We start from the raw sequence: 20040 nt of genomic DNA, 5'->3' as shown, positions 1-20040 counted from the left end.
TCGCAGCAACAAACGGTTTGCCCTACTGCAACGGCCGCACCTCGACCGGACCCTCGGCGCGGGCGCGCATGGCGAGCGCGGCGGCATGGGCGCCGGCAAGGGTGGTGAAATACGGGATGCGGTCCATCAATGCCACGTTCCGCATGGACCGGCTGTCCTCGACGGTCTGCGCACCTTCGGTGGTGTTCATCACCAGCGCGACCTCCCCGTCCTTCATCGCGTCGATGATCGTGCGCCCGCCCTCGTAGGCCTTGTTGACGTGACGCGACGCGATGTCGTGACGCGCCAGGAAGGCGGCGGTGCCGGAGGTGGCCAGGATGGTGAACCCCATGGCGGTCAGCACCTCCGCCGTCTCGATCAGCTGATCGGTCTTGTCGCTGTCCTTGATCGACAGGAACACGGTCCCGTCCTCGGGCAGCACGACGCCCGCCCCCATCTGCGCCTTGAGGAAGGCGCGGGCGAAACTGCGGTCCCATCCCATGACCTCGCCGGTGGAGCGCATTTCGGGCCCGAGCAGGGTGTCGACGCCCGGGAAGCGCGCGAAGGGCAGCACCGCCTCCTTGACCGAGAACCAGGGCGTGTCGGCATGGGCCAGCGACATCACGTCGCCCATGGGCACGTGGTCGATGGTCGCGTCGGCGGGGTAGGGGTCGCGCAGCGGAAAGTTCGAGAGGGGCTCGCCCGCCATAAGGCGCGCGGCGATGCTGGCGATGGCCGAATCCACGGCCTTTGCGACGAAGGGCACCGTGCGCGACGCGCGGGGGTTCACCTCGATCAGATAGACCTCGCCGTCCTTCACCGCGAACTGCACGTTCATCAGTCCCACGACCCGCAGTGCCCGGGCAAGCGCCACGGTCTGCTCGCGGATCGTGTCGATGACCGACTGGGGCAGGGTGTGCGGCGGCAGGGAGCAGGCGCTGTCGCCCGAATGCACGCCCGCCTCCTCGATGTGCTGCATGATGCCCGCGACATGCACCGCCTCGCCGTCGGACAGGGCATCGACATCCACCTCGATCGCGCCCGACAGATAGCCGTCCAGAAGGACCGGGCTGTCGCCCGAAACCACCACCGCATCGCGAATGTAACGCTCCAGCTGCGCGGTATCGCGCACGATCTCCATGGCCCGGCCACCCAGCACATAGGACGGGCGGATCACCAGCGGATAGCCCAGATCCTCGGCGATCAGCCGCGCTTCGGCATCGGAATGGGCGATGGCATTGATCGGCTGCTTCAGCCCCAGTTGCTCGACGAGGGCCGAGAACCGCTCCCGATCCTCGGCCAGGTCGATGGCGTCCGGCGTCGTGCCGAGGATCGGGATGCCCGCATCGTGCAGCGCATTGGCGAGCTTCAGCGGCGTCTGCCCGCCGAACTGCACGATGACGCCGTGCAGGGTGCCGTTCTCCTGCTCGATCCGCAGGATCTCCATGACGTGTTCAAAGGTCAGCGGCTCGAAATAGAGACGGTCCGAGGTGTCATAGTCGGTCGAGACCGTCTCCGGGTTGCAGTTCACCATGATAGTTTCATACCCCTGATCCGACAGGGCGAAACAGGCGTGGCAGCAACAATAGTCGAACTCGATCCCCTGACCGATCCGGTTCGGCCCGCCACCCAGGATGACCACCTTCTTCGCGTCGGTGGGGCGCGACTCGCATTCGGCCTCGCCCATCGCGGGTGTCTCGTAGGTGGAATACATGTAGGGCGTCTGCGCCTCGAACTCGGCGGCGCAGGTGTCGATGCGCTTGAACTGCGCGACCACGCCCAGGTTCAGGCGGGCGCGGCGCACGTTGTCCTCGGTCCGGCCCGTGAGCGTGGCAAGGCGCGCATCGGTGAAACCGAAGGTCTTGAGGCGCCGCAGCCCCTCCTCGGTGACGGGCAGTCCGTCCCGGCGCACCTCGGCCTCCAGATCCACGATCTCGCGGATGCGGGCCAGGAACCAGGGGTCGAACTTCGTGACCGTGTTGATGTCGTCGTCCGACAGGCCCTGACGCATGGCCTGCGCGATCACGCGGATGCGGTCGGGGGTCTGGCGGCCCAGAGCGGCCTTGACGGCCGCCGGGTCGGAGGGCAGCGAGATCTCGTCGAGCCCCGTCAGCCCCGTCTCCATCGACGCCAGCGCCTTCTGCAGGCTTTCATGGAAGCTGCGGCCGATGGCCATGACCTCGCCCACCGACTTCATCGCGGTGGTCAGGAGCGGCTCGGCGCCGGGGAACTTTTCGAAGGCGAAGCGGGGGATCTTGGTGACGACATAGTCGATCGACGGCTCGAAGGACGCGGGCGTCACGCGGGTGATGTCGTTGTCGAGCTCGTCCAGCGTGTATCCCACCGCGAGCTTTGCGGCGATCTTGGCGATGGGAAACCCCGTGGCCTTGGACGCCAGTGCCGAGGACCGCGACACGCGGGGGTTCATCTCGATCACGACCATGCGGCCGTCGGCGGGGTTCACGGCCCATTGCACGTTGGACCCGCCCGTCTCGACACCGATCTCGCGCAGGACGTCGATGCTCCGCGTCCGCATGATCTGGTATTCGCGGTCCGTCAGCGTCAGCGCGGGCGCCACGGTGATGCTGTCGCCGGTGTGGACGCCCATCGGGTCCACGTTCTCGATGGCGCAGACGATGATGGCGTTGTCGGCGGCGTCGCGCACAACCTCCATCTCGTATTCCTTCCAGCCCAGCAGGCTCTCGTCCACCAGGATCTGCGCCATGGGGCTCGCTTCCAGCCCCGACCGGCAGATGCGTTCGTAATCGGCGCGGTTGTAGGCCACGCCGCCCCCCGTGCCGCCCAACGTGAAGGCCGGGCGGATGATCGCGGGCAGGCCCACATGCTCCAGCGCGGCCACGGCGTCGGCAAGCCCGGCGGCGATGTCGAACTTGCCGTTCTCCTTCTTCGGGGCCGCGACGATGGTGGCCTTGGGGTTCTCGATGCCCAGCCGGTCCATCGCCTCGCGGAACAGCTTGCGATCCTCCGCCATCTCGATGGCGGCGCGGCGGGCGCCGATCAGCTCCACCCCGAATTTCTCCAGCACGCCCATGTCGTCGAGCGCCAGCGCCGTGTTCAGCCCCGTCTGCCCGCCCATTGTAGGCAGCAGGGCGTCGGGCCGCTCCTTCTCGATGATCCGGGCGACGACGTCGGGTGTGATCGGCTCGATATAGGTCGCATCCGCCATGCCGGGGTCGGTCATGATGGTCGCGGGGTTCGAGTTGACCAGAATGACGCGATACCCTTCCTCGCGCAGCGCCTTGCACGCCTGCGCGCCCGAATAGTCGAACTCGCAAGCTTGCCCGATGACGATGGGCCCCGCGCCGATGATCATGATCGACTGGATGTCGGTCCGTTTGGGCATCGAAGCCTCCGCTGTCTGGCAAACTCGCCGGGGTTTAGGGGGCGGCGGAGGGGAGGGCAAGGGCGCGGCGGCGGGTTCCGCACCGCGCCTGCGTCAGGGCAGGGACGTCACTGGGCCGCGACGCCGGTTGCCGGTTCGGCCGCCGGCGCTGCTTCGGGCGTTTTGGAATACAGGTAGTCGCGCGAATTGGGCACGGTCTCTCTGCGCTTGGAAAGCTGCATCTGGTAGACGACGTGCCGGTTCGCGTCGAAGCCCACCTCGGCCGCGACCAGGTAATACCGCCACATGCGGATGAACCGGTCGTCGTACATGGCGCGCACCTCGTCGACGTTCGCCTCGAACCGCTCCTGCCAGCGGCGCAGCGTTTCGGCGTAATGTCCGCGCCAGACCTCGATGTCGGCCTGCCACAGGTCCGTCCGCTCGATCGGCGTCAGCAGCTCCGACAGCGACGGTGTGTATCCGCCCGGAAAGATGTACTTCGCGAGCCAGCTCGAGGTGGTCGACGGCGGCGCACAGCGCCCGATGGTATGGATCAGCGCCACCCCGTCGTCGGACAGAAGGTCGGCCACCTTGTCGAAATAGGTGACATATTGCGGCTGGCCCACATGCTCCAGCATCCCCACGGACACGATGCGGTCGAAGGGGCCCGTCAGGTCGCGGTAGTCCTGCAACCTGATTTCGATGCGGTCCGACAGCCCCGCCTCCCGCGCGCGCTGCGTGGCCTTGCGGTGCTGGTTCTCCGACAGGGTCACGCCCGTCACCCGCGCATCGAAATCGCGCGCCAGCGTCAGCGCCATGCCGCCCCAGCCGCAGCCGATATCCAGCACGCGCATCCCGGGCTCGATGCACAGCTTGCGGGCGATATGCGCCTTCTTGGCGGCCTGCGCCTCCTCCAGCGTCATGTCGGGGTCGGGGAAATAGGCGCAGGAATACTGCCGGTCCTCGTCCAGGAACAGGTCGTAGAACGCGTCGCCCAGATCGTAGTGATGCGCGACGTTGCGGCGCGCCTTGCGCGGGTCGTTCGCCTGCACCCACCGGCGGGCCAGGAACCGCGCGCGGTATCCGGCGGCGATCATCGGCGGCATGACGCCCCGCCCGCCGTTCACGGCGAACAGCGTCAGCAACTGACGCAGGTCGCCTTCCTCGATGGTCAGCGACCCATCCATATAGGACTCGCCCAGGGCAAGCTCCGGGTCGCGGACGAGCCCGCGCAGATGCTCCGCATCGCTTAGGCGGACGGTGACGACAGGGTCCCCCCCCTCGCCGAAAACGTGGCGGGATCCGTCGGGCATGATCGCGGTCAACCGCCCCTTCCGCACCACGCGCCCCAGCATCTTCAGGACGATCGCTTGCCACATGGCTTCACCCCCCTTTCGCCTGTCGGGTCACAGGAAACGGGCCGGCGGCGTCCATGGCAACCCCCGGTCGCCCGACAGGAACGGAATTCCCTATCGAACGGGTCAAACCGCCTGCGGTGCCGGCGGTTCCCGGCCCGTCCACGGTTGACAGCCGCCGGGGGGGCGTGTTGATCGGGCCGACGCCTGACATGCCGCACCCGGAGAGACTTCCCATGCACCCCTATCGCACCCACACCTGCGCCGACCTCACCCGCGAGAACGTGGGCGAGACGGTCCGCCTGGCGGGCTGGGTCCACCGCATTCGCGACCATGGCGGCATCCTGTTCGTGGATCTGCGCGACCACTACGGCATGACGCAGGTGCTCTGCGATCCCGACAGCCCGGTGTTCGCACAGATGGAGAAGGTCCGCTCCGAATGGTGCATCCGCATCGACGGCACGGTCAAGGCGCGCGACGAAAGCCTGGTGAACCCGAAGATCCCCACCGGCGAGATCGAGGTCTTCGTGCGCGACATGGAGGTGCTGGGCCCAGCGGACGAGCTGCCGCTGATGGTCTTCGGAGATCAGGAATACCCTGAGGAAACGCGCCTGCGCTACCGCTTCCTCGACCTGCGGCGCGAAGCGATGCAGCGCAACATGATCCTGCGGTCCGACGTCGTGCGTTCGATCCGCCAGCGGATGTGGGACAAGGGCTTCAACGAGTTCCAGACGCCCATCATCACCGCGTCGTCGCCGGAGGGCGCGCGCGACTTCATCGTGCCGTCGCGCCTGCATCCCGGCAAGGTCTATGCGCTTCCGCAGGCGCCCCAGCAGTTCAAGCAGCTTCTGATGGTCTCGGGCTTCGACAAGTATTTCCAGATCGCGCCCTGCTTCCGCGACGAGGATCCGCGCGCCGACCGCAGCCCCACCGACTTCTACCAGCTCGACATGGAGATGAGTTTCGTCACGCAGCAGGACGTGTTCGACACCATCCAGCCCGTCATCCAGGGCCTGTTCGAGGAGTTCGGCGGCGGCCGCAAGGTAGATACCGACTGGCCCCTCATCTCCTACCGCGACGCGGCGCTGAAATACGGCACCGACAAGCCCGACCTTCGCAATCCGATCGAGATGCAGGACGTGTCCGACCACTTCCGCGGCTCCGGCTTCGCCATCTTCGCGTCGCTTCTGGAAAAGGAAGGCACCGAGATCCGCGCCATTCCCGCGCCCACAGGTGGATCGCGCAAGTTCTGCGATCGGATGAACAAGTTCGCGCAAGAGCAGGGGCTGCCGGGGATGGGGTATATCTTCTGGCGGGAAGTTCAGAACTTTTACTATGACAAAGAGCTTTTTCCGATACTGAAACAGTGGATCAAAGCTAAGGAAGCAGATGCGTCTGATCTAGAATGGATAAAAAAGACTTTCGATGAGGACTTTCTCAGGGATGCAAAAGAAATTTTTGATCTTATTCAGACAGGGGATCCTTTTGATCTTAAGAAGGCAGATAGCCTAGTAACTGAGTACTTTGGCAGAACAAATATCGAAGCCGCCGGCCCCCTCGCCAAGAACATCGGGCCCGAGCGCACCGAAGCCATCCGTCAGCAACTGGGCCTCGGTATGGGCGATGCGGCGTTCTTCCTTGGCGGCAAGGCGTCGGACTTCGAGGCCGTCGCCGGCCGTGCGCGCACCGTCATTGGCGACGAACTCGGTCTGACCGAAACCGACCGCTTCGCCTTCGCCTGGATCGTCGATTTCCCGATGTACGAGCGCGACGACGACGGCAGGATCGACTTCAGCCACAACCCCTTCTCGATGCCGCAGGGCGGGCTGGAGGCGCTGTCGGGCGACCCGCTCGACGTGCTGGGCTATCAGTACGACCTGGCCTGCAACGGCTATGAGCTGATCTCGGGCGCCATCCGCAACCACCGCCCCGAGATCATGTTCAGGGCGTTCGAGCTTGCCGGCTACGGCGAGGAGGAGGTTCGCAAGCGCTTCGGCGGCATGGTCAAGGCGTTCCACTACGGCGCGCCGCCCCACGGCGGCTGTGCCGCGGGCATCGACCGCATCGTCATGCTGCTGGCGGACGAAGCCAACATTCGCGAGGTCATCCTGTTCCCCATGAACCAGCGGGCCGAGGACCTGATGATGGGCGCCCCGTCCGAGCCTGTCAGTGGCCAGTTGATGGAACTGGGACTGCGCGTCATTCCGAAGGACTGATCGGCACCTTCGCATCGGCACGTCCCCGCCGGTCCCCTGTGCAAGCCGGGGGCGGGCCCCTATCTTGACGCGATGATCCCGACGCTCGCCGCGATCCGGTTCGGCACCGGCCTGTCGCCCGACCTTCCGCCGCCGGATGGCGCCGCCGACCTGCTCGCGCGTCTGGACGGCCCCGACGAGATGGCGGAGCGTTTTCCGGTGCCCGACTGGAACACCCGGATGGACCTGATCCGCCGTCACGGCCGCCTGCGCCGAGCGCGGCGCGAAGACCCCGCCGCGGCCGAGGAATACAAGAAGATCAACCGCCGCCTCCACACCATCTATCACCGGGACCTGCGCCAGACGATGATGCGCGCCATTGTCACGCGTGACGGGCTGCGCGAACGGCTGACGTGGTTCTGGGCGGGTCATTTCGCCGTGGCCGACGGCGGCGGATACCTGCGCCGTAGCGTCGCCGCCTACCACGACGCGGCGATCCGTCCCCACGTCGCGGGACGCTTCGGCGACCTGCTGTTCGCAGCGGTCACGCATCCGGCGATGCTGACCTATCTCGACCAGGAGAAATCCATCGGCCCCAATTCGCCGCGCGGCCGTCGCGGCGGCGGCTTGAACGAGAACCTCGCCCGCGAGGTACTGGAGCTTCACACGCTCGGCGCGGGCGCGCCCTATTCGCAGACCGACGTACGCGAGCTGGCCAAGCTCCTGACCGGGCTGAGCGTGACGAGGGACGGCCGCTTCCGCTGGGTCCGCAACATGGTGGAGCCGGGGGCCGAGACCGTGCTGGGCGAGACTTACGGCGACGAGACGCCCAACCGTCACGACATCGCCGCCGTCCTGTCGGACCTGGCCGTGCATCCGGCGACCGCCCGGCACCTGTCGGCCAAGATCGCGCGCCACTTCATCGCCGACGACCCGCCTGCTGACCTGATCGAGGCGATGACCGGCACCTGGCTCGACACCGACGGGTCGCTTCCGGCAGTCTATGGCGCGATGCTCGACCATCCCGCCGCCTGGGCGCCCGAGCTTCGCAAGGTGCGCCGGCCGCTCGACTTCATGGCGGCCGCGCTGCGCGTAACCGACTCCGGGTCGGAGCTGGAGGCGGCGCGCGGCATACGCCCCCTGCGCGAAGGGCTGACCGATCCGCTCACCCTCATGGGGCAGCCCTGGCTGCGCCCCTCCGGCCCCGACGGCTGGCCGGAGGAGGGCACCGCCTGGATCACGCCTCAGGGACTGGCCGCGCGGCTGGGCTGGGCGATGGACCTGGGGCGCCGCCAGAAACCCGCGCTCGACCCCCGCCTGCTGGTCGAGACGGCGCTCGGTCCGCTGGCCGGCGACCGTGTGCGCTTTGCCGCCGGCGCCGCCGAGGATCGCGCGGCAGGCATCGGCCTGATCCTCGCCTCGCCCGAGTTCCAGAGAAGGTGACTCTTATGTCCCCCACGCTCGATCGTCGCCGCTTCCTGTCGCTTCTGGGCTGCTCCGCCGCGGCCTTCCCGCTGATGACACCCATGTCCTTTGCCGCGCTGCCCTCCGACAATCGGCTGGTTGTGGTGATCCTGCGCGGCGCGATGGACGGGCTCGACGCACTGCAACCATATGGCGACCCCGACCTGGCCGGCCTGCGCCCCGATTTCGACGTGGGGCCCGCGGCGGGCGCCATCGACCTGACCGGGTTCCACGCCATGCATCCGTCGCTGGCACCCCTGCGCCCGCTCTGGCAGGCGGGGCATCTCGGTTTCGTCCAGGCGGTCAGCACGCCCTATCGCGACAAGCGCAGCCATTTCGACGGGCAGGATATCCTGGAGGCCGGCACGGCGGGCGAGGTGCCGCCGCTGACCAACCGCGACGGCTGGCTGAACCGCCTGCTGCCGCTTCTGCCGGGGGCCACCGGGCGCACCGCTTTCGCCGTGGGCCGGGACGAGATGCTGATCCTGCGCGGCAATGCGGCACATTCCAGCTGGGCGCCCGACGCCAGGCTCGACCTTGCGCCCGCCACGGCGGATCTGCTGCTGCACGCCTATCACGACGACCCCCTGTTCCGCGAGAACGCCGAGGCCGCGCTGGGCTTCGCGGGGTCCAGTGCCGAGGACGAGGGACGCAAGACCGACGCCCTCTTCGCCTTCGCCGCCGCACAGTTGCGACAGGACGCGCGCATCGCGGCGCTGTCGCTCGGCGGATGGGACAGCCACCGCGGTCAGCCCCGGCAGATCGCGCGCGGCCTCGACGCGCTGGCCGGCGGCCTTTTGCGCCTGCGCGCAGACCTCGGGGCCGACTGGGATCGGACAATGGTGATCGCCATGACCGAATTCGGCCGCACGGCCTTTCAGAACGGGACCATGGGCACCGATCACGGTACCGGCGGCACGATGATCCTCGGGGGCGGGGCGCTTCGGGGCGGGCAGGTCTGGGGCGACTGGCCGGGCCTTGCCGAATCGCAACTTCTCGACCGGCGCGACGTGATGCCCACCCGCGACGTGCGCGCCCATGCGGCCTGGGCGCTTCACGGCCTGTTCGGGGTGGAACGCGCGGCGCTGGAGACCACCGTCTTCCCCGACCTCGACATGGGGCCCAGCCCAGGCCTTCTGGCCTGAACGGCAAAAGGCCGCGCGGAACGTGTCCGGCGGCCCGATCTGGCGTCAAGTCGGTCCGGTGGACCTTACTTGATCTTGCCTTCCTTGTATTCGACGTGCTTGCGGACGACCGGGTCGAACTTCCGCACGACCATCTTCTCGGTCATGGTCCGGGCGTTCTTCTTCGTGACGTAGAAGTGGCCGGTCCCGGCGGAGGAATTCAGCCGGATCTTGATCGTGGTGGGCTTCGCCATCTGGTGTCTCCTGCAACGGTCGGGCGCGCGGCTGCCGCGCTGTCCGCAAATCCTGGCCCGACGGGTCGGGGAAGCTGCCTTCTAGCCGGTGAGCGCGGGGTGTCAAGTCACGCGGACATCGCGTCCGGACTGTGCAGCACCGCGACCAGCAGACCGCCGACGGGCGCGGGGCTGAGCGTCACGGTGGAATGCCCCGACCGCGCGCCGACATAGGCCAGATCCAGGTCGACGCTGGCCCGGCCCTCGCGCCGGGCGGCACGCAGGGCAGCCCCGATGGCAGGGCGGTCGCCGTGCCGCCAGAAGCTGTCGAAGGGCAGGCCGCGCAGGTCGTCGTCCGCGGCAAAGCCCATGGCGCGCAGCATCGCGGGCCCGAGCGCCGCGACCCGCCCGTCGGCGAACAGAAGCCCGCGGGGGCGGCCATCGCTCGAAAGCATCTCCAGGGCGCGCTCCGGAAGGTCGGACGGCGACGTATCCGAGGGCAAGGCAGGAAAGGCGGTCTGCGTCATCGCAACCTCCGGTTTTGAACGAAATTGTCCTGCCTCGTCGGCGAGAATGGGTGGGCCTGTCGGAATGTGGCAAGCAGAATGTTCACAATTCCGCGACAATATGGGGTGCTTCCGCCGAAAATCGCCTGTCGACTTCGGAATCCGATGTGCGCGGGGGGCCTGTAAGCCGGATTCTGTGCCGGGGTTGCCCCCGGTGACGACCATTCATCTGGGCCGCGAATCGCTTCGGGCCTCAAGCTGCCAACCCGGACCCCGAAGGCGAAGCGCCTCTGCCGCCCCTGCGGGCGGCCTGGGGTCCCTATTCGGCATTGCTCCCGGTGGGGCTTGCCATGCGGGCGCTGTTGCCAGCCCCCCGGTGGGCTCTTACCCCACCGTTTCACCCTGACCCTGCATGCAGGGCGGTCTGTTTTCTGTGGCGCTTTCCGTCGAGTTCCCGGTGGGTTGCCCCGCCGGTCCCCGCCCGGGCGTTACCCGGCACCGTCGCTTCGTGGAGTCCGGACTTTCCTCGGGGCTGACCCCGCGGCCGTCCGGCCCCCCGCACGGATGGCGAGTTATGGCCGGCAGGCCGGCGCGTCAATGGCTGCCGCGGAGGGGGCGGGAAACCGGGCAGCCAGATCGGCGGCCATCCCGGCGTCGACGGCGTCAAGCGGGCCGGTCGCCCCGGGTCGGAACCGCAACCGGAACGCGGCGAGAAGCGTCGCGTCGTCCACGTCCGAGGTATAGCCGAAGGTCCGCGCATCGTCGCGGAACGTGGCAGGTTCCGCCTTTCGGGCGTCCGCCCCGACCGCAAGGCCCCGCAGCGCGAGCCGTCGCCAGTCGAACCGCGCGCCGGGGTCGATCTTGCGGCCGGGGGCGCAGTCGGAATGGCCGATCACCCGTTCCGGCGCGATCCCGTGGCGGGCCAGCAGGTCATGCAGCAGCCAGTCCAGCGCGTCCATCTGCGCGGCCGGGAAGGGCGAGGCACTGTCGTTCGACAGTTCGATCCCCAGTGACCGCGAATTGACGTCGTCCCATGGCCCCCACCGCCCCGCGCCCGCGTGCCAGGCGCGGCGGTCGTCGGGCACGAGGCGGCACAGCTCCCCGCCCTCGCCGATGACATAGTGGCAGGATACCTGCGCCTCGGGGTCACAGAGCCGCCGGATGGCCGGCTCCGGCCCGCCTCTCATCGCCGTGTAATGCAGGACGATCAGGTCGGGTCGCTCGATCCCGTCACGGCGGGGGCCGTGGTTCGGGCTCGGCCGCTCGACGACCTTCACTGGCTGTTGACGAGGTTCCGCACGACCGCCGGGTCCCAGCCGCAGGCATTGCCGTCGCCGTCCGGGTCGACGCCCAGCTTGTCGCGCTGCGGCCCGCCCGAGGCCAGGAACTCCTCCTGCGCGATGTCGTCGCTGCGGAAGGCCTGGCACCGTTCCGCCGCGCGCCGGGCCGATGCCCCCAACCCCCGGCGATAGGTCTGCGAGCCGATCGGCTTCGCCTCGTTCAGCGCATAGGCGAAGACGTTGGGTCCCGAGGTCTCGGGCCGCTCCATCTCGCGCGGCTGGATCTGCTGATACTGCTCGCGCGCGATCCGCAGGCGTTCGGCGTCCGCATCGATGTCGCGCTGGGCGGATACGGCGGCGAAGTCCTGCTCCCGGCTCAGGTTCGGGTTGTCGCGGTCGAGGTTCAGGGCCTGCGGATCGACCGGCGGCGTGGTGGCCGGCGGGGTCGTCGCGGGCGGAGTCGCCGGAAGCGTCGTCGTGGAGGTGGCCGCATCCGGCAGCGGTTCGGGCACCGGCGCCCCCTCGGGCGCGGCGGGGGCCGGCGGAGCGCCCCGGCCGAGCGCGGTCAGCGCCTGGCTGGCCAGCACCTGCGCCTCGGTCTGCATGGGCGTCGCCTGCACGCCGGACGTGCTGGTGCCCAGTGGCGTGGCGGGGGGCAGGACGGTCGGCACGGGCTGCAAGGGCGCCTGGCCGCTCAGCTGCGCCTCGCGCTGCTGGGCCGCCGTGCCGAACCCCGTGCCCTGCACGCCGCTGTCGGGCAGCGGGGGCGCGCAGGCCGCCAGCAGGGCCGCGGCCGTCGTCACGCTCAGTATCCGGATCGCTCGCATCGGGTGCCTCACAGTCGTTCTTGCGGTGACCTTACCACCACTTCTCCGGACGCGCCACGAAGCCTGCACGCTCCTCAAGGCATCGTGCGACATTCAGCAACGCGCCCTCCTCCCACGGCCGCCCGATCAGTTGCAGCCCCAGGGGCAGGCCGTCGTCGTCCAGCCCCGCGGGCACGGCCACCCCCGGCAGCCCGGCCAGGTTCACCGTCACCGTGAACACGTCGTTCAGATACATCCTGATCGGGTCCGCATCCGCCATCGCGCCGAGCGGGAAGGCGGCCGAGGGTGTCGCCGGCGTCAGGATCGCGTCGACGCCCGCCGCGAAGGCCTCGTCGAAGTCGCGCTTGATCAGGGCGCGCACCTGGCGGGCGCGGTTGTAATAGGCGTCGTAAAACCCCGCCGACAGGACGTAGGTGCCCACCATGACGCGGCGCTGCACCTCCGGGCCGAAGCCTTCGGCGCGGGTCTTCTCGTACATCTCGGTGATGCCGTCGCCGGGCGCCAGCTTCGCACGGTGCCCGAAGCGCACGCCGTCATAGCGCGCAAGGTTCGACGACGCCTCGGCCGGCGCGATGACGTAATAGGCGGGAAGCGCGTATTTCGTGTGCGGCAGGCTGATGTCGCGCGTCTCGGCGCCCGCGTCGCGCAGCATCTCGATGCCCTGCTGCCACAGCGTATCGATCTCGGCGGGCATCCCCTCCATGCGGTATTCGCCGGGAATGCCTATGACCTGTCCACGGATGTCGCCGGTCAGCATCGCCTCGAAATCCGGCACGGCCACGTCGGCGCTGGTCGAGTCCTTTGGATCGTGCCCGGCCATCGCGCCCAGCATGATCGCCGCGTCCCGCACCGTCCGCGTCATCGGCCCCGCCTGGTCGAGGCTCGACGCGAAGGCCACGATGCCCCACCGGCTGACCCGGCCATAGGTCGGCTTGATGCCCACGGTCCCGGTGAAGGCCGCGGGCTGGCGGATCGACCCGCCGGTGTCGGTGCCAAGCGCGCCGAGGCACAGCCGCGCCGCTACCGCCGATGCCGACCCGCCCGACGATCCGCCCGGCGTCAGCGGCGCGTCCGACCCCGTGGCCCGCCACGGGTTGACCGCGTCGCCATAGACCGAGGTCTCGTTTGACGACCCCATGGCGAATTCGTCCATGTTGAGCTTGCCCAGCATGACCGACCCCGCCTCGAACAGGCGCGTGGTGACGGTGGATTCGTATTCCGGCCGGAAGCCTTCGAGGATGCGCGAACCGGCCTGCGACGGCACGCCCCGCGTGCAGAACAGGTCCTTCACCCCGATGGGGATGCCGCACATCGCGGGCGTGTCGCCACCCTTCAACCGCGCATCGGCGGCGCGCGCCTGCTCGCGCGCGATCTCGGGCGTGCGGTGGACGAAGGCGTTGAGCGCGCCGGCCGTCTCCACGGCTTCCAGGTGCGCGTCGGTCAGTTCGGCGGCCGTGGTGTCGCCCCGGCGCAGCGCGTCGCGGGCATCGGCTATGGTCAGATCGGTCAGGTCGTTCATTCCACCACCTTCGGCACGGCGAAAAAGCCTTCGCGCGCATCGGGCGCATTGGCGAGGATCTTCTGAGGCTGGCCGCCGTCCGTCACCACGTCGTCCCGCCGCTTCAGGCGCATGGGCGTGACCGACACCATGGGCTCCACGCCCGCGACGTCCACTTCCTGCAACTGCTCGACGAAGCCGAGGATGGCGTTGAACTCGCCGGCCAGCGCGTCCAGCCGGTCGTCGGGCACGGCGATCCGCGCCAGCTTGGCCACGCGGCGCGCGGTTTCCTTGTCGATGGACATGGGACCTCCGGGGGAAAGTGTCGGCCGCCGTCTACAGGCGGGGGGCGCTGGGTTCAATATCGGCCGTCGCGCGCCGCGCCCCCCTTGCATCCGGCCCGCAAGGGACGGTATCGGTATGGCAGCGCGGGCGTTGTGTAGTGGTAAGACCTCAGCCTTCCAAGCTGATGACGCGGGTTCGATTCCCGCCGCCCGCTCCAGCATCCTGGAAATCGAGGGTCGGGCAAGCAGCGGCCCATCCTCCGGCAGGATTCGACCCCGCTGTTCGAATGGCCGGAACCCCCACATGCCGGCAGGGTTTTGATCTGACCCAAGGCGCCGGTTCGCCTTGAACATCTCGTCCGGCTCGATGCAGGTTCTCGTCCTGGGGAGGAGCGATGTTGTTGCCTGCGTTTTTCACCGCCGTGTTCGCCTCGATTGTCCTCGTGCCTTCGTCGGTGTTCGGGACTGGCAGGAACGTCCTTCCACCGCACCACGACAGGCCGCTTTCGGACTTCCGGTCGTACTCCGTCGATCAGGATGCGAGCGTGCCGGCGGAGGCCCTGCGGTCGCAAGAGTGGCCGGTCGATCCAGCCACTCGCGACGAACCGCCCCGCATGATCGGTGAAATCGTTCGGTCGCATGTGCTGCAGGATCATCCTACCGAGCGGTTCGGGATGCCGGTGATGACCTGTCACACTGTTGACTCGGACGGCAGCCGGTCTCGACAAGCCCGTCGGGAGGGCAATCCGGCCGGGGTGGCCGTCCCCTCGGGCGCCGCACGGACCAGGCGGGCATTGCGATGACGCCCCGCGCGGCCATCGGCATCGTCGATCCCTGCTGCGCCGTGCCCTATGCGCCCGGTTTCGACGACGCCGACGGGATCGGCGGGACCGAGGCGACCGTCGCCCGCATCGTTGCGGCCCTGTCTTCCGACCACGCCTTCGCCCTGTTCCAGAAACCCTGCGAGCAGAGTGACCGCGTCGCTCATGTGACGCGGCACCCGTTGGCCGAAGCCTACGCCCCGGATGCCGCCGCGGCCTTCCTCGTCGTCAACTCGTGGAAGGTCGCCTGCCGCTTGCGCCGGTTCCACCCCGGCAGGCCCATCGCGCTCTGGCTGCACGTCCACCCCGGCCGCCACAACCGGCGCATGGGAGCCGCGCTGACCGAGGCGGGCATCGACGTGATCTGCGTCTCGCGCAGCCATGCGGACAGCTTCCGCGACTTCCTGTCGCCCGGCCCGCTGCCGCGCCTCGCGCATATCCACAACCCCGTGGCCGACGACCTGCACCCCGACGCCACGCCCCGCGATCCGAACCGCCTGCTGTTCGCCAGTTCCCCTCACAAGGGCCTGCAGCAGGTCTTCGGCCAGTTCGCCGCCCTGCGAACCCACCTTCCGGACCTTGTGCTCCACGTCGCCGATCCCGGGTATCTGAAATGGGATACCGGACCTGTGCCCGCGGGGGTCCGGTTCCTCGGGCGGCTGGATCACCCGGCCCTGCTGGCGCAGATGCGTCGGTCGCTCTGCCTGTTCTACCCCCAGACCACCTTTGCCGAAACCTTCGGCCTCGTCATCGCCGAGGCGAACGCCGTCGGCACGCCCGCGCTCCTCCACCGCGGTCTCGGCGCCAACGACGAGGTGGCGAGCGGCCCGGCGCAGCTTGTCGACGGCCACCGGACCGACCTCCTGCTGGAGCGTGTGCGGACCTGGCGCGCGACCCCGCCCGAGGTGCGGATGCGGGACGATTTCCGCCTCGCCTCCGTCACGCGACGCTGGCGCGACGTCATGGGCGCAATGCTGGCAGATGGCCGTACGGCGGGGGTGGACTGACCCCGACAGGGCATGCCGGACAGCAAAACGCCCCCGGCACCGTGGGGCGCCGGGGGCGTTCACGTCGGGGCGGTCCCTGATCAGTCGTGATGCTCGGGCAGGTTCTTCAACTCGTCCTTCGTCATCATCGTCGTCGCGTGGACCTTGCCATTCTCGTCACGCATGAAATTCAAACGCGAGGAATCCAGGGCGACGGGCTTGGCGCCGAGCCCGAGGAAGCCGCCCACGTCCACGACCGCGCGGGCCGTCTGGCCGGAACCGTGCAGGTGGGACACCGTCCCGATATCGTGATCGTCGGGGCCATAGACGTTGGCACCTTTCAGGTTCGCCTCGGTCATCTCGTCGGGGCGAAGCGGCATGTGCTTGGAATGATCCATTAAAAACCTCCTTGGGGTCCTTGTTTTGCTCTGCCCCATCAACCCGTGGTCTGCGCATTGGGTTCCGGTTTCCCCCGGCCGTCGGCGAAATGCCGCCCCGGCCCTTCGGACCGTGCCCGGCTTCCGGACAGGTTCCCCCTTGCCATCCGACCTTTACCATCCATATACCATCCATACGGATGGAGAAACACATGAGCAAGATTACCCGTCTTCACGACAAGCTGCCTGAAAACGAAAAGATCACGATCAATCTCGGCTTCGTCGATCTGGGACGCATCGACCTGCTGGTGCAGGAAGGCTTCTACTCCAACCGCAGCGACTTCATCCGTACCGCCATCCGCAACCAGATCGACGCGCAGGGCGAGGTGGTGCGCCAGACCGTCGCGCGACACACGATGGAGCTTGGCCTGCGCGACTATACCCGCGCCGACCTCGAAGCCCTTCGCGACGCGGGCGAGATGCTGCACGTGAAGGTCGTGGGCCTCGCCCGGATCGCGTCGGACGTCACCCCCGAACTGGCCTTGCAGACCATCGGTTCGATCACCGTGCTGGGCGCCCTTCAGGCCAGCCCCGAAATCAGAAACGCCCTTGCCGACAGGATCGGCTGACACCCCCAAAGGAAATTCCACATGGACCATCTTTTCACGGGCGCCCCGCGCCCGGCCGACGACACGCGCGGCTCGCGCCTCGACGCCGCGGGCGATCTCGTCCGCCGGACCCTAGCGCAGCACGGCCTGCTGCCCGGAACATCTGGTGAGGGCGCGGCCCCCCAGGCCCCGCACGACGTGCAGGGGACCATCGCCCGTGCCCTGGCACAGGCGGGACTGGGCGGCGCGCCGGCCGCGCCCGCCGATCCCATCCCCGACGGCGCCGTCCTGCGGACCGACACCTTCACGGGCCAGAGCGGCAGCCGCGATTGCCTGACCTACATCCCCGCCTCGGCCGCCCGGGGCGTGACCGGCGTGGTGATGATGTTGCACGGCTGCACGCAGAACCCGCAGGACTTCGCCAAAGGCACCGGCATGAACGCCCTGGCCGAGACCCACCGCTTCGTCGTCGTCTATCCGGCGCAGGCGCGGGGGGCGAACGCGCAGTCCTGCTGGAACTGGTTCAGCAAGGGCGACCAGCGCCGCGACCGGGGCGAGCCCGAGATTCTCGCCATCATGGCGCGCGCCGCCATGGCGGAACACGGCGTCACCCGCGACCGGACGTTCGTCGCTGGCCTGTCGGCGGGCGCGGCCATGGCGGTGATCCTCGGCGAGACCTACCCGGACATCTTCGCCGCCGTCGGCGCGCACTCCGGCCTGCCCTTCGGCGCGGCCAGCGACGTGGCCTCCGCCTTCGCGGCGATGTCGGGGCAGGGTGCGGAGCAGACGCCGCCATCCGGCACCTCGGACCTGCGGACCATCGTCTTCCACGGAACCGCCGACACCACGGTGCATCCGTCGAACGGCGCCGCCATCGCGCGGGGCGCCGGGCGGCACGGGCCCGACGTGACCGTCTCGACCGACGACGCGGGGCAGGCGGGCGGGCGACGCTATCGCCGCAACGTCACGGCGGATGCCGACGGCACGCCGCTCACGGAACACTGGGTGGTCGAGGGGCTGGGCCACGCCTGGTCCGGCGGCCGCCCGGGCGGCAGCCATACCGACGCCGCCGGGCCGGACGCGAGCGCCCAGATGGTGCGCTTCTTCCTCGACCCTGCCCGGCCCGCGACCTGACGCCACGCGCCCGCGCCGCGAACCTTGTAGTCGCGCGGCCCTTTGCATAGACCCACCCCGACGGAGCCGCCCGTCTTCGTCGGGGCGGGTCCATGGTGCTGGCACGGCGATGGCATCCGGCCGGTGTTCCCCCGAAAGGGGCCCGGCGTCGCCTGTCCGCCCGAGCCGGAAAGAGGGGTCGCATGGCCGACATCGCGAACGCAGCCGACCGCGAACGGTCGAAGCAGATCGGCAGCCTCCGCGCGCTGGTTCCGTTCTTCCGCCCACACCTGGGCATGGTGGCCGCGGCCATCGGCGCGCTGATCCTGACGGCTTGCGTGTCGCTTGTCCTGCCGCTTGCCGTGCGCCGCGTGGTCGATGGATTCCAGACCGGCGAGACGCAGCTTCTCGACCAGTATTTCGCCGGCGCGCTGGCCATCGCCGCGCTTCTCGCCGTGGGCACGGGGCTGCGCTACTACCTCGTGACGCGACTGGGCGAACGGGTGGTGGCCGACATCCGCAAGTCGGTCTTCGCGCGCATGATCGCCATGTCGCCCAACTTCTACGACGGCATCCTGACGGGCGAGGTGCTGTCGCGCATCACCACCGACACGACGCTTCTGCTGTCGGTCATCGGCTCCTCGGTCTCGGTCGCGCTGCGCAACGTGCTGATCTTCGCGGGCGGCCTTGCGCTGATGCTCTGGACCACGCCGAAACTGTCGGGGCTGGTGCTGCTTCTGGTGCCCGCCGTGATCGTCCCGATCATCGTTCTGGGCCGCCGCCTGCGCAAGCTCAGCCGCGAGAACCAGGACTGGATCGCCGAATCCTCCGGCCGGGCCTCCGAATGGCTCCTCTCGGCGCAGACGGTGCAGGCCTACACCTACGAGGGCGAGGCCGCGCGCCGCTTCGACGACGTGACCGAGAAATCCTTCGACTCGGCCCGACAGCGCATCCGGGTGCGCGCGGTGATGACCGTCATCGTGATCCTTCTGGTGTTCAGCGGCGTGGTCGGCGTCCTCTGGATCGGGGCGCGGGACGTGCGGGCCGATGTCATGTCCATCGGCGAGCTGATCCAGTTCCTCATCTATGCCATCATGGTCGCAGGCTCCGTCGCCGCCCTGTCCGAGATCTGGGGCGAGCTTCAGCGCGCCGCCGGCGCCACCGAACGCCTCATCGAACTTCTGGAGGTGGAGGACGACGTCCGCGACCCCGCCACCCCCGCGCCCCTGCCCAAGGGCGAGACGGTGGCCTTCGACAACGTGAGCTTCCGCTATCCGACCCGCCCCGAGGTCAAGGCCCTGAACGGCATCACCCTGACCGTCGCACCGGGCGAGACGGTGGCCCTCGTCGGACCCTCCGGGGCGGGCAAATCCACCGTGATCCAGCTTCTCGAACGCTTCTACGACCCCGACGAAGGCACCGTCTCGCTGGGCGGCACCGACCTGCGCGACCTGGCCCGCACCGACCTGCGCCACCGCATTGCGCTTGTGCCGCAGGACCCGGTGATCTTCGCCGCCTCTGCCCGCGACAACATCCGCTTCGGCAATCCCGACGCCACCGACGAGGCCGTCGAGATCGCCGCCCGCGCCGCCGCCGCCCACGATTTCCTGACCGCGCTGCCGCAGGGCTACGACACCTACGTGGGCGAACGCGGCGTCATGCTCTCGGGCGGGCAGAAGCAGCGCATCGCCATCGCCCGCGCCATCCTGCGCGACGCCCCGGTCCTGCTCCTGGACGAGGCGACCTCGGCCCTCGACGCGGAATCCGAGCGCGCCGTGCAGGACGCCGTGTCGCGACTGGCCAAGGGCCGCACCACGATCATCGTGGCACACCGGCTGGCCACGGTGAAACAGGCCGACCGGATCGTCGTCATGCAGGACGGCGCCATCGCGGCCCAGGGCACCCACGACGAGCTGGTGGCGCAAGGCGGCCTCTACGCGCGCCTCGCCCGCCTGCAATTCACCGACGGCATGGCGGCGGAATAGGCGTTCACCCTCCCGCAGCGTCCGCCTTGCGTCGCAGCCCCCCGTCGCGCATCCTGCCGCCA

The 20040-nt window shown here is 68.9% G+C and carries 16 protein-coding genes, 1 tRNA gene and 1 other RNA gene; 8 read left to right on the top strand and 10 right to left on the bottom strand.

The genetic code is table 11. From position 1 onward, the window contains the following. Positions 1-22 precede the first annotated feature (22 nt). Together carB and JAN5088_RS04380 are read right to left on the bottom strand one after the other, a co-directional pair. Positions 23-3343, bottom strand: coding sequence for a carbamoyl-phosphate synthase large subunit (carB, locus tag JAN5088_RS04385; protein WP_055681583.1), 3321 nt, complete (start codon positions 3341-3343; stop codon positions 23-25). Between the two features lie 107 nt (positions 3344-3450). Further along, on the bottom strand, positions 3451-4701 hold the full coding sequence (locus JAN5088_RS04380) for an SAM-dependent methyltransferase (protein ID WP_055681582.1): 1251 nt from the start codon (positions 4699-4701) through the stop codon (positions 3451-3453). Between the two features lie 212 nt (positions 4702-4913). Here JAN5088_RS04380 and aspS point away from each other — a divergent pair, with 212 nt between their 5' ends. The 3 genes from aspS to JAN5088_RS04365 all read left to right on the top strand — a co-directional run bounded on the left by aspS (position 4914) and on the right by JAN5088_RS04365 (position 9481). After that, positions 4914-6893, top strand: a complete 1980-nt coding sequence (aspS, locus tag JAN5088_RS04375) for an aspartate--tRNA ligase (protein WP_055681581.1) — start codon at positions 4914-4916, stop codon at positions 6891-6893. 72 nt (positions 6894-6965) lie between these two features. Beyond that, entirely contained in the window at positions 6966-8315 is a 1350-nt protein-coding gene (locus JAN5088_RS04370; protein WP_055681580.1) for a DUF1800 domain-containing protein, read from the top strand. 5 nt (positions 8316-8320) lie between these two features. Then, a complete protein-coding gene (locus JAN5088_RS04365; protein ID WP_055681579.1) occupies positions 8321-9481 on the top strand; it encodes a DUF1501 domain-containing protein in 1161 nt (386 codons plus the stop codon). A 65-nt stretch (positions 9482-9546) separates the two neighbouring features. Here the strand turns inward: JAN5088_RS04365 and rpmG are convergent, their stop codons facing one another. From rpmG to gatC, 7 genes are all read right to left on the bottom strand, one after another. Beyond that, positions 9547-9714 (bottom strand): 50S ribosomal protein L33, encoded by a 168-nt coding sequence (gene rpmG, locus JAN5088_RS04360; RefSeq protein ID WP_055681578.1) that lies wholly within the window; start codon positions 9712-9714, stop codon positions 9547-9549. Positions 9715-9821: 107 nt separating this feature from the next. Continuing rightward, positions 9822-10220, bottom strand: a complete 399-nt coding sequence (locus JAN5088_RS04355; RefSeq protein WP_055681577.1) for a PAS domain-containing protein — start codon at positions 10218-10220, stop codon at positions 9822-9824. 146 nt (positions 10221-10366) lie between these two features. Further along, positions 10367-10759: RNase P RNA component class A (rnpB, locus tag JAN5088_RS04850), an RNA gene on the bottom strand. A gap of 12 nt (positions 10760-10771) precedes the next feature. Beyond that, positions 10772-11476 carry an N-acetylmuramoyl-L-alanine amidase gene (locus JAN5088_RS04350; protein ID WP_233489714.1) on the bottom strand — a complete coding sequence of 235 codons (705 nt, stop codon included), beginning with the start codon at positions 11474-11476 and terminating at the stop codon, positions 10772-10774. Continuing rightward, positions 11473-12282 (bottom strand): hypothetical protein, encoded by an 810-nt coding sequence (locus JAN5088_RS04345; RefSeq protein WP_143114780.1) that lies wholly within the window; start codon positions 12280-12282, stop codon positions 11473-11475. The genes JAN5088_RS04350 and JAN5088_RS04345 overlap by 4 nt, the downstream gene beginning before the upstream one ends. 55 nt (positions 12283-12337) lie before the next feature. Further along, positions 12338-13825, bottom strand: coding sequence for an Asp-tRNA(Asn)/Glu-tRNA(Gln) amidotransferase subunit GatA (gene gatA / locus JAN5088_RS04340; protein ID WP_055681575.1), 1488 nt, complete (start codon positions 13823-13825; stop codon positions 12338-12340). Continuing rightward, positions 13822-14109 carry an Asp-tRNA(Asn)/Glu-tRNA(Gln) amidotransferase subunit GatC gene (gatC, locus tag JAN5088_RS04335; protein ID WP_055681574.1) on the bottom strand — a complete coding sequence of 96 codons (288 nt, stop codon included), beginning with the start codon at positions 14107-14109 and terminating at the stop codon, positions 13822-13824. Before gatC ends, gatA begins: the two co-directional genes overlap by 4 nt. 123 nt (positions 14110-14232) lie before the next feature. Here gatC and JAN5088_RS04330 point away from each other — a divergent pair. Both JAN5088_RS04330 and JAN5088_RS04320 read left to right on the top strand, forming a co-directional pair. Then, positions 14233-14306, top strand: a tRNA-Gly gene (locus tag JAN5088_RS04330). Between the two features lie 581 nt (positions 14307-14887). Continuing rightward, a complete protein-coding gene (locus JAN5088_RS04320) occupies positions 14888-15916 on the top strand; it encodes a glycosyltransferase (RefSeq protein ID WP_055681572.1) in 1029 nt (342 codons plus the stop codon). Between the two features lie 80 nt (positions 15917-15996). Here JAN5088_RS04320 and JAN5088_RS04315 read toward each other — a convergent pair whose 3' ends face one another. Then, positions 15997-16293 (bottom strand): PRC-barrel domain-containing protein, encoded by a 297-nt coding sequence (locus tag JAN5088_RS04315; RefSeq protein ID WP_055681571.1) that lies wholly within the window; start codon positions 16291-16293, stop codon positions 15997-15999. A 191-nt stretch (positions 16294-16484) separates the two neighbouring features. On the opposite strand from JAN5088_RS04315, the gene JAN5088_RS04310 reads away from it, so the two are divergent. The 3 genes from JAN5088_RS04310 (at position 16485) to JAN5088_RS04300 (ending at position 19978) form a co-directional block, all read left to right on the top strand. After that, the gene (locus tag JAN5088_RS04310; RefSeq protein WP_055681570.1) at positions 16485-16901 is read left to right on the top strand and encodes a ribbon-helix-helix domain-containing protein; all 417 of its coding nucleotides are present in this window, start codon (positions 16485-16487) and stop codon (positions 16899-16901) included. A 21-nt stretch (positions 16902-16922) separates the two neighbouring features. After that, a complete protein-coding gene (locus tag JAN5088_RS04305) occupies positions 16923-18014 on the top strand; it encodes an extracellular catalytic domain type 1 short-chain-length polyhydroxyalkanoate depolymerase (RefSeq protein WP_055681569.1) in 1092 nt (363 codons plus the stop codon). 182 nt (positions 18015-18196) lie between these two features. Next, on the top strand, positions 18197-19978 hold the full coding sequence (locus JAN5088_RS04300) for an ABC transporter transmembrane domain-containing protein (RefSeq protein ID WP_055681568.1): 1782 nt from the start codon (positions 18197-18199) through the stop codon (positions 19976-19978). Positions 19979-20040 lie beyond the last annotated feature (62 nt).

Source organism: Jannaschia rubra (assembly GCF_001403735.1).
In the GTDB taxonomy this organism is placed as follows: domain Bacteria; phylum Pseudomonadota; class Alphaproteobacteria; order Rhodobacterales; family Rhodobacteraceae; genus Jannaschia; species Jannaschia rubra.
Note: the sequence above shows the minus strand (reverse complement) of the source record. Positions and strands in the feature narration are given on the sequence as shown.